This window comes from Paraburkholderia sp. (genome assembly GCF_034668105.1).
Taxonomy (GTDB): domain Bacteria; phylum Pseudomonadota; class Gammaproteobacteria; order Burkholderiales; family Burkholderiaceae; genus Paraburkholderia.
On the sequence record NZ_JAXDPY010000657.1, the window covers coordinates 1 to 10301 of the forward strand.

A 10301-nucleotide genomic window follows, 5' to 3' on the forward strand; every position below is an offset into this window, starting at 1 on the left:
ACGGCGCGGACATGTCCGACGATACGGCTCCGCTGCATCTTCTGTTCGAGGATCCCGAGTGGTCGCGTCCGTGGGTCACGATCGGCATCGGCGACGGCGGCAATGAAATCGGCATGGGCGTGCTGCCCGAGGAAATCGTTCACAGCGACATTCCCAACGGCCCGTTGATCAGTGCAGCGATTCCCGCGGACTACCTGATCGTTTCCAGCGTCTCGAACTGGGGCGGCTGGGGGTTGGTCTCCGCGATGGCGATGGTCGCGCCGCGAGACGCGGCGGCTCGGCTGCTGATCGATTTCACGCCGGAGCGCGACCGGGCATATCTCATCGCGGCCGTCGACGTCGGGCAGGCGGTTGACGATAGCCGCGTCGACCGCCCCGCGACGCCGAAGATGAGCGTCGACCGGCTGTCGTGGGAGCAGCATGCAGAAGTGCTGACCCAGCTCAGAGCGCACGTCGACGGATACCTCGCGGCGCCGTCGCACGCGTGAGCGCGCCGCCCTTTTTCCTCTCTTAACGCACCAACATGTCCGACCTTTCGAGTACCACTCTCAGACGTGCGCCGTCTTGGGCCGCCAGCTTGCCAGAAGAATTGCAGACGCCGTGTTTCATCGTCTCCGAGCGCGGCATCGTCGATAACCTGTATGCGACCGCCCGTGCATGTGGAGGCGTGGAACGGCTCATGCCGCATGTGAAGACGCATCGCGCCGGATGGGTCGTCGAGAGGCTGATTCGCGAAGGCGTGACCGCGTTCAAGGCCGCTACCGTGGCGGAAGTGGCGATGGTGCTCAAGGCCGGCGCGGAACACGTCGTCTGGGCGTATCCGACCGTCAACCCCGCGCATATCCGTACCTTGCTCGCGCTGGCCCACGCTCGCCCGGACGCACGGGTCGAGGCGCTCGTCGACTCGGCGGCAGGCGTAGCCGCGTGGCGTCTCGCGATGAATGGGGCGCCGCTGGCCAATCTCGCGCTGCGCATCGATCTGGATCCCGACATGGGCAGAACTGGCGCACCGATCGCAGCGGCGACGCTGCAATTGGCCCGTGAGCTGGCCGCGCTCGGCTGCTTTGGAGGATGGCACGTCTACGACGGCCATATCCATGATCTCGACATTGCCACGCGCCGCACGCGGGTGGCCGCCATCGTGGAGAAAGTGACGGCGTTGATGCGCGCTGCCGATGCAGAGGGACTGTCGACGAGGCTCATCGCCGGCGGCAGCTATACGTTCGATCTGTGGCCGCGCACGCTCGCCGACTTCGTGTCCCCGGGCAGTTGGACCTATTCGAGCGCTCAACACGACACGGAGTTGCCTGCGCTCGGCTGGACCCCGAGCGCCTATGTACTGGCAACGGTGATTTCACGCACCAGCACAACCGCCACGCTCGACGCGGGCTCGAAGGCTATCTCGCCCGACAAGCTGGTCGCCGAGCGCTTTCGCTGGGACGGCAAGATCGTCATGATGAACGAGGAACACGTCGTGGTCGAAAACACCGACCTGGCAGTCGGCGACCGGGTGATGTTATTGCCGCGTCACGCTTGCACGTCGGCTTATCTCTACCCCAGCGCGCTGGTGCTTACCACCGAAGGGTCGTGGGAAGTGCGTGAGCAACTCGGGAGCCGTCGATAGGCCGCGAAGTCCGCAGCCGGTAAGCGTCGATCGAAACGATACAACGCGACTTGCCACGTATGTCACGCGGCAAGTCGGACAAACACCAGATCAAGGTGAAGGGTAAAACATGAACGACAGTGGCACGCGCCACGCATTGCGTAGCGTCAATCCGGCCGGCTTCACACCAGGCGGACATTACTCGTCCGCGATGGTCGCGGGCGACTTCGTTTTCCTGTCCGGCCAGACGCCGCGCGACGCCGACCGAAAGCTGATCGGCGAGTCGATCGAAGAGCAGACCCGTGCAACGCTCGACAACGTCGAGCGGGTACTGGCCGCCGCCGGCGCGGGACTGGAGGATGTCGTCAAGGTCACGGTCTATCTGACTGACCTGACGCTCTTTAGCCGCTTCAACGCGATCTATGCGAGCTGGTTTGGCCAGCACAAGCCGGCGCGATCGACCGTGGAAGCCGGTCTGCAAGGTGTGCTGATAGAGATCGACGTGGTCGCTTATATCGGTAAGCGCTGAACCAGACAGTGCGGCGCGCGGCGCGCCGCACACACCCACGCACGCTAGAAGCCGTAAAGCACGGCGGGATTCTCAACGAGGATTCGATGCCGCGTCGATTCATCGGGGATCCACAATGCCAGATCATCCAGCAAGTGGGCAGCGTCCGGCTTGTTGTCGGCCGCTTGCGTCGGATGAGGCCAGTCGGATCCCCACAGCATCCGGTCAGCGGCAAGCTGGGCAAACCTGAGCGCGACCGTGCCGGCATCGGCGTAGACCGGCGCACCGCTGCGCGACACGAGATACGGTCCGCTCAGTTTCACCCAGGTACGGCCGTTGGCCAGCAGCGCCTCGACCATCCGGAACGCGGCATGCTCCGCGCCGTCCGGTTGCGGGATCTGCCCCATATGATCGATCACGAGCGGCGACGACAGACTCGCGAGCAACTGCTGGTGAGCGAGTAACTGCGTCGCGGTGGCATTGACCTGAATGTGCCAACCGAGCGGTTCGATCCGCTTCGCGAGCGGCTCCATCATCGATACCGTCACGCCGACCAGGTATTCGAGGTTAAAGCGTAACCCGCGTACACCCCTATCGTGAAGATCGGCCAACTCACCATCCGTCACGCTGGCGGACACGGTCGCAATACCGCGCGCCGTCTGTCCGAACTGCGACAGCGCATCGAGCAGGCAACGGTTGTCGGTGCCATACGTGGACGGTTGAACGACGACGTGCCGCTCGACACCCAGCCTCCGCTGCAGCGCGCGATAGTCGGCGACCGTCGCGTCGGGCGGCTGCAACTGCGCGGACGGATCGACCGGATACCGCGCATCGTAGATGTGGTGATGACTATCGGTCGCCCCCGGTGGAACCGGAAAGCGCAGCTGCCCGGTACCGCTTGCGCCGACGCGCTCACCGAATTCACGTCGGCTGTGCATGCTCACGCGCCCACTCGACAACATCGCGGTGCGTCGCGAACCAGACACCCGGTAACGACTGCGCATGCCGGATGATTTCTTCGAGGATCCAGATCCTCGAGCGGTAACCGGTGACGTGCGGATGCATCGTCAACTGGAAGATGCCACCCTCCGCATAGGCCGCGTCGAACTCGCGGCGAAAGATCTCGTAGACGTCGGCCGGCGACGTATAAGGCCGTACCGCCTCGAAGCGGTTCATGATCAGATACGCGCCGTCGTCGCGAATCCATTCGACCGGCAGTTCGACGAGACCGCTCGGCACGCCGCCTTCGAGCAACTCATAGCAGTCGACGTCGGCCATCAGCGACGAGTCGTAGCGCAAGCCCATTTCGCGCGCGATCGAAAGCGTATGCGGGCTGAAATCCCAGGAGGGCGTACGCATGCCCACCGGACGCTGCCCGGTGATGCTCTCGAGCGTGTCCGACGAGCGAAGCAACAGATCGCGTTCCGCCTCATGCGGGAGTATCGAATTCAGTTCATGAATCCAACCGTGCAGGCCGATTTCGTGGCCGTCGCCGATAATGCGCCGCGCCTCTTCCGGATGCAGAAGCGCAGTGACCGCCGGGACGAAAAACGAAGCCGGCACGCCATATTTGCGCAGCACGTCGAGAATGCGCGGCATGCCGGCGCGGCTCCCGTACTGCCCCCAACTGAGCCGGCCGATCGACTTGCCGCCCTCGCGCAACTCGCTGGTTTCGTGGTCGCAATCGAATGAAAGCGCCACCGCGCAGCGCGCTCCAGCGGGCCAGCCATTGGGGCGAAGCGCGCGTCCCGCCCGCACCTGATCGACCAGCTTGCGCCAATGGGATTCGGGCCATTGCCAAGGTTGGCCATACGAGTCATCTGGGTTCATCAAAACGTCCTTACTGATGGTTGTTGATTTAAGACCGGCCAGCCCTCAGGTCTTTCGAATCGGTCGGCGAATCACTCGCGGCGAAGGGTTGTCGAGCAGGTACGATGCCCGCCGCGACATCCAGAACCGCTTCGAGGATCGCAGACCTCATACGGGCAGCTTCTTCTCGTAGTCGATGCCGAGCGAGCAGAGCAGCAAGCCGACGCCGGTCGCCGCAAAGAACATCATGGCGAGAAAATACGAACCGGTCGCCTGAACGATCCCGCCGACCAGAATCGGCGCGCCAATCCCGCCGACCGCCGCCCCCAGGTTCAGAAAGCCACCGAGCGCGCCCACCTTGTTGCGCGTGGCAAGCAAGGGCGGAATGCACCAGTACAGGTTGCCCCAGCGCAAAAAGAAAACCGTACACGAGAGCAGCACGACGACCAGCGTCGCACTGGACAGGTAAGCCACCGAAAACACCGAGACGGTGGCAATCACGCCGGCCGTGCCGAAAATCGTACGCAACACCGTATTCGGCCTGCCGCCCGCCGCCAGCCATTTATCGGCAATCCACGCGCCGACGAGTTCCCCGGCGAAGCCGGAAAAGTAAATGATGAAGCTGGACCCACCCATTTGACGGATATCGAGGCCGTGCTCCTTGATCAGATAGCTCGGCATCCACGTGAGCAATCCGTTGAACAACGTATTGCAGCACATGAAGCCGAAGAACATGAACAGGAACGAGCGGTACTTCAGAAAATCGATTGCGCGTCCGGATGCGTTGGCCGGTTCACGCTCGAGTTCTTCTTCGTGGGAACGCTCGATGAACGACGCTTCCTCTTCGTTGACCCCCGGATGCTCACGCGGATGATTACGGATAAAGAACCAGGCCACGACGCCGGCCAGCGTCGTGGCGACACCCGCAACCAGAAACGCGAGGCGCCACGAGCCCATGAATCCGATCAACGCCGAGATCAACAGCGATCCCACCGCTGCGCCGAGCGGCGCGCCGCCGTCCATCAGCGACGCGCCCCGTGTGCGTTCGTTGCGCGTCAGCCAGAGTGCATTGAGCTTACCGCCGGCGGGCGCGATCGCCGCTTCGGAGAAGCCGAGACCGAGGCGCATCAACAGCAGTGACGCAGCATTCGTGCAGAACCCCGCGCCGGCCTGAAAGCATCCCCAGACGAGCGTCGCCACCGTGATCACGATGCGCGGCTTGAAGCGGTCGACCAGCATGCCCGACGGAATCTGCATGATCGTGTACGACCAGAAGAACGAACTCAGAATCAAGCCTTGCACCACCGGCGAGAGCGAGAACTCCTTCGAGATCAGCGGCATCGCGACCGACAACGAAGCGCGGTCCACGTAGTTGATCGTGATCAGCACGAGCAGGAACCAGAAGATCCTCCATCGAACCGATGATTTACGGCCGTGCGCAAGCGCTGCGATTCTCGTATTCATATTCGCTTCCCCCGCTTCAGTAGTGGTTGCCGCTCAAGCCGCGCTGTCAAAACCTGACACGCAGGGCCGCACGCGCGACCCATTGCGTCGTCGTGCTCGATTCCGAGCCCGGGAAGCCTTGATAGATATCCGCGTTTGCTCCGCCGGCAGCCTTCTGGTAGGCCGCATTCAGGTAGACGTCGGTGCGTTTGGAGAGCGCGTAATCAGCTAGCAGGTTGATCTGGTTGTACTTCGGTTTCGCGCCGTTGTAGTCCACCTTGGCTTCCGTGAAGGTATAGCCGGCGCCCAAGGTCGTCACTGGCGTCACGTGGTATTGCCCCCAGATTTCATAGTTGCTGAAGGTGACCGTGTTACCCGCCACCCCGCTCGCGTCCTCAAACCGTGTGTTGGTGTAGGCCAGGGTGATCCGCGCCGGCCCGGCCGTGTACGCGGCGCCCACGCCGATGTTCTGCATGTTGGCCGGATTGCCGACGTAGCCGAATGCGCCCTCGCCGTTCGACACCCCCGGTATGGCGTTCGGCTTGAAACCACCGTCCGGAAACTGTTGCGCGGGGTTGGTGGCGTAAAAGTATGCGGCGCCAAGGTAGAACGGACCATTGTGATAATCCGCGCCGGCGCCGATCGTGCTCTCCTTGCGGAAGTCGCCTGCGACGCCACCGAACGCGTACATCGCTTCGGCCGTCAATCCTGACCAGGTCGGCGTGACATACTTGACCGAGTTGTTCACGCGAAAGGCATTGTCCGTGTTGTCGATGTCGCTCGGGTGCGAAAACAGGCCACCCCATTGGCCGTTCGACGTGGTCGGGCCAATGATATCGACGATCGGGTCATACTGGCGGCCGAGTGTCAGCGTGCCCCAGCGTTGATTTGCCAGGCCGACGTAGGCCTGGCGGCCGAATTCCAGACCACCTTGCCCGAGCCCGCCGGTAGAAACGTTGAAGCCGTTTTCCAACTGAAAGATCGCTTTCGTGCCGCCGCCGAGATCCTCGCTGCCTCTCAAACCCCATCTGCTACCGCCCTCGACGCCGCTTTGCATGGCCCATTGACTATGGCCGGCCGAGTTGCTGACGTAGGTCAGGCCCTCATCTATCATCCCGTACAACGTGACGCTGCTTTGCGCAAACGCGGGAATAGCGAACGCGTTCGAAAGTGCGAGAGCGAGCAGTGACTTCCTTATCATAAGGATTCCAAATTCTTCGTCAGAGGTTTTTTATGCCGATCTTGTGATAAACCGCGCACCACTTCGTATCTCGAGACCGGGGAGTGTCAGATTGCGCGCGGGGCAATCGTCGCTTACGGACTGTCTTGCTGAAAAATTCCCGACAACTCATTACATTCCGGTGTCAAAGAGGCAACCGAAGCGTGCACCGAGTATACGAACGCAATTTTTCCGGGAGATAATCAAAGTTAGCGAGACCATCTGATAGAAACCTTCGATCATGCGTATTTCCCTGCAGCAAATTGAGACCTTTTACTGGGTGGCGCGGTTGGGTGGATTTCATGCGGCGGCGCGCCATCAGCACCTCACGCAGCCGACCATCTCGGCACGCGTCCAGGAGTTCGAAGAACATCTCGGCGTGCAGCTGTTCACGCGCAGCCGGACGCGCTCCGAACTCACGCTCGCAGGCCGTGACGCGCTCGCCAATGCGGAACAGGTGCTGAAGCTCGCCGAAAAACTCGAACAGATCGCGAAGCGCACCGATCCCATGTACGGGCTTCTACGTCTTGGCGCAATCGAGTCGATCGCCCACGCGGGGCTCGCCGATCTACTGACGCAACTCAAGACGCGCTACCCGCACATGAAGATCGAACTCACGATCGACGTGGGTGTCGCACTCGGACGCAAGCTTGGTGCGCACGAACTCGACATCGCGATACTGAATGATTCCACCGATGCGCCCCACGTGGTCGAGACCGCGATCGGCTACACGGATCTGCACTGGGTTGCGTCGCCGCAACTCGTGCCCAGCAGCACGGTCACGCCTCACGACCTTGCGTCGGTACCGATCATCACCGTCTCACAACCGTCGTCGAACCATTCGCTGGTGATGAACTGGTTCCGCAGCGCCGGTTGCAACCCCGACAACATCAGCTCATGCAATTCGCTGTCGATGATGTCGCGGCTGGTCGCGGCCGGCCATGCGGCGGCCGTGCTGTCGCCCGCGATAATGCGCCCGGAGATCGATTCCGGGCTGATTCACGTGCTGAACACGGAAAGGCCGATCACTCAGCAAGGGTTCTTTGTCGCTTATCAGGAAGAGTGTCTGAGCGGCGCGGATACCATCGTGGAGCTGGCAAAAGAGGTGCTCACGCGCAGTCGCGTGCTGATTCCGGGGTAGGCGGCGGGAGGGCGCGGACTATGACGCGCCGTACTGGGCAAGACCGGCTTACGGCGGGTTCATCAGGCGGGTTCATCAGGACAGGGAGCGGTCAGGTTCGCTCAGACGCCGGCCGGTTTCGGCGTCGAACAGGTGGATGGCGTCCGGTAGCGGCGCAATGCACAGTCGCTCTCCCGGTCGCGCGAGAACGCGCTCCCGAAACTCGCAGACGATCTCGTCGCTGCCGTACCGCACATTGACCTGAGTGGCCGATCCGGTGGTCTCGACGACGACGACTTCAGTCGGCGTGCCATCCGCCGTCGCGACGAAATGCTCGGGACGAATTCCGAGGATCACCGGTCTTGAACGGTCCGCCCTGAGTTGGCGGCCGAGACGAACCGTCAGGCCGCTATCGGAACGGAACACGGTTTCTCCGTCGCCATCGAGCAGCGCGCCACGCAGAAAATTCATCGCCGGTGAGCCGATGAACCCTGCGACAAACACATTGCGCGGCTGATCGTAAACTTCGAGCGGCGCGCCCACCTGTTCGACGACACCGTCGCGCATCACCACGATCCTGTCAGCCAGCGTCATCGCCTCGACCTGATCGTGCGTGACGTACACGGTCGTCGTCCGCAGGCGTTGATGGAGCTGCTTGATCTCGGTGCGCATGGCGACGCGTAGTTTGGCATCGAGGTTCGACAGCGGCTCGTCGAACAGGAAGACTTGCGGATCGCGCACGATCGCCCGTCCCATCGCGACGCGCTGGCGTTGGCCGCCCGAGAGCTGGCGAGGATAGCGCTCAAGCAGCGGATCGAGCGCGAGAATCTCGGCGGCTCGCCTGACGCGTTGCTCGATTTCAGCCTTCGGGACGTTGCTGATCTTGAGCGAGAACCCCATGTTCTGCCCGACCGTCATGTGCGGGTACAGCGCGTAGTTCTGAAACACCATCGCCATGTCGCGGTTTTTGGGCGACACGTCGTTCATTACCTGGCCCGCCACGCGGATCTGTCCGGACGTAATGTCCTCGAGGCCCGCGATCATCCGCAGCAGCGTCGACTTACCGCAGCCGGAAGGACCCACTAGCACCGCAAATTCTCCGTCAAGGATATCCACGCTGATATCTTGAATGACGGAGTGCGAGCCATAGGACTTTTTAACGTTGTGGATGCTGAGGTTTGCCAAAGCGATGACTCCGGGAATGGGTGGATGAATGGCGGGACGCTCGCGTCAAGGCATCAGCAGACCGCCATTGACCTCGACGACCTGGCCGGTCACGTAGCCGCTCAACTGATCCGAGCACAGGTAAAGGAAGGTACCGACGCAATCCTCCGGATCGCCGATGCGCGCCATCGGGATCTGCGTCGCGGTGGCCTTCAGTTGTTCGGGCGACGTGACGCGGTCTTGCAAGTCGGTCTTGATCACCCCGGGCGAGACGACATTCACCCTGATGCCTTCGGGCGCGACTTCCTTTGCGATCGAACGCGAGAATGTCGACATGAACGCCTTCGCGCCGGCATACACGGCCGAGCCTTGACCGCCGCCCGTGCGCGCCGCGACGGAACAGACGTTGATGATATTGCCGCCGCTCTTCTGACTGCGAAACTGCCGCACGGCCGCGCGGCATGCAACGAACACAGGCCGCACGTTGATCGCCAGATGGCGCTCGAAGAGCTCGTCGGGAAACTCCGCAATGCCGACGCGCGAAATCTGGTCGCCGGCGTTGTTGATCAACACATCGAGCCGCCCGAAGGTCTCGACCGTTTCCTGGATCAGCCGCTCGGCGGTGCCGGGCAGCGCGATGTCGCCCTCCACGATGCGGGCGGTACCGCCCTGCTGCTCGATGTCGGCGGCCACGGCCTCGGCTTGCGCGCGGCCGCTGCGGTAATGAACCATCACCTTCGCACCACGGGCGCCGAGGCCGCGTGCCACCGCCGCGCCAATCCCGCGGCTCGCACCGGTCACGAGGCAAACCTTGCCTGCGATTTCATTCAGAATCATCTACGTTCTCCGTGGGTCAGGATGCGGTCCGGTCGGTGACCGGTTGATCGACGCGTGCAGCGAGCAGGAAAGGCAGCGCAACGTCATGAAATTTTTCCGGCTGCTCGAGTTGCGGTGTGTGGCCTGCGTCCTCGATGACGGCCAACGCGGAGCCTGCAATCCTTGCCTGCATCACTGCTCCGTGCTCGGGCGTGCGCGCGCGGTCGTGCCGCCCCTGGATGATCAGCGTGGGAACCCGAATGGAGGAAAGTTGGTCGAGCGTGTTATTCAACGCGTTGGAGCGTGCGGCATCGATGGCGGCGGCTTGCGCCGCGCTCAGCGCGATGCTGCGGAACCTCACCAGATCGGGAGCGGACGGCGGGCGGAGAAAGAACCCGTTCACGACGGGCTCGATCGCGGTTTCGTCCCAGGGCGCGCCCGCCATGGCATCGGCCTTCGCAAGCGCCGCGGCGGGGTCCGCGGTCACCGCGCCCGTCGCAACGAGCAGCAGGCGCGACACGCGATCCGGGTAGCGCAACACGAACTGCTGCGCGACGACGCCTCCCATGGAGCCGCCGATCAACGTGACGCGCGACAGGCCGCGTGCATCGAGCAGACG

General features: G+C 62.8%; 11 protein-coding genes. 4 read left to right on the top strand and 7 right to left on the bottom strand.

Annotation, left to right across the window (positions count from 1 at the left end; all coding sequences use genetic code 11):
* From QOC89_RS29115 to QOC89_RS29125, 3 genes are all read left to right on the top strand, one after another.
* Positions 1–488, top strand: a 488-nt coding sequence (locus QOC89_RS29115; RefSeq protein ID WP_323048204.1) for a glutamate cyclase domain-containing protein, incomplete at its 5' end; no start/stop codon positions are given.
* 89 nt (positions 489–577) lie between these two features.
* Entirely contained in the window at positions 578–1624 is a 1047-nt protein-coding gene (locus QOC89_RS29120) for an alanine racemase (RefSeq protein ID WP_323048205.1), read from the top strand.
* Positions 1625–1733: 109 nt separating this feature from the next.
* Positions 1734–2132, top strand: a complete 399-nt coding sequence (locus tag QOC89_RS29125; RefSeq protein ID WP_323048206.1) for a RidA family protein — start codon at positions 1734–1736, stop codon at positions 2130–2132.
* 44 nt (positions 2133–2176) lie between these two features.
* Here the strand turns inward: QOC89_RS29125 and QOC89_RS29130 are convergent, their stop codons facing one another.
* The 4 genes from QOC89_RS29130 to QOC89_RS29145 form a co-directional block, all read right to left on the bottom strand.
* Positions 2177–3049 (bottom strand): amidohydrolase family protein, encoded by an 873-nt coding sequence (locus QOC89_RS29130; RefSeq protein ID WP_323048207.1) that lies wholly within the window; start codon positions 3047–3049, stop codon positions 2177–2179.
* Complete coding sequence (locus tag QOC89_RS29135; RefSeq protein ID WP_323048208.1) at positions 3033–3941, bottom strand: polysaccharide deacetylase; 909 nt, start codon at positions 3939–3941, stop codon at positions 3033–3035. Before QOC89_RS29135 ends, QOC89_RS29130 begins: the two co-directional genes overlap by 17 nt.
* Before the next feature lie 147 nt (positions 3942–4088).
* Positions 4089–5384: an MFS transporter gene (locus tag QOC89_RS29140; protein ID WP_323048209.1), complete on the bottom strand. Its 1296-nt coding sequence runs from the start codon at positions 5382–5384 to the stop codon at positions 4089–4091.
* A gap of 46 nt (positions 5385–5430) precedes the next feature.
* A complete protein-coding gene (locus QOC89_RS29145; RefSeq protein ID WP_323048210.1) occupies positions 5431–6564 on the bottom strand; it encodes a porin in 1134 nt (377 codons plus the stop codon).
* 259 nt (positions 6565–6823) lie between these two features.
* On the opposite strand from QOC89_RS29145, the gene QOC89_RS29150 reads away from it, so the two are divergent.
* A complete protein-coding gene (locus QOC89_RS29150; protein ID WP_323048211.1) occupies positions 6824–7723 on the top strand; it encodes a LysR family transcriptional regulator in 900 nt (299 codons plus the stop codon).
* A gap of 75 nt (positions 7724–7798) precedes the next feature.
* Here QOC89_RS29150 and QOC89_RS29155 read toward each other — a convergent pair whose 3' ends face one another.
* The 3 genes from QOC89_RS29155 to QOC89_RS29165 all read right to left on the bottom strand — a co-directional run.
* A complete protein-coding gene (locus tag QOC89_RS29155; RefSeq protein WP_323048212.1) occupies positions 7799–8887 on the bottom strand; it encodes a sn-glycerol-3-phosphate ABC transporter ATP-binding protein UgpC in 1089 nt (362 codons plus the stop codon).
* A gap of 45 nt (positions 8888–8932) precedes the next feature.
* Positions 8933–9697 carry a glucose 1-dehydrogenase gene (locus QOC89_RS29160; protein ID WP_323048214.1) on the bottom strand — a complete coding sequence of 255 codons (765 nt, stop codon included), beginning with the start codon at positions 9695–9697 and terminating at the stop codon, positions 8933–8935.
* 22 nt (positions 9698–9719) lie between these two features.
* Positions 9720–10301 (bottom strand): alpha/beta hydrolase (locus QOC89_RS29165; RefSeq protein ID WP_323048213.1); only part of this gene is annotated, 582 nt, incomplete at its 5' end.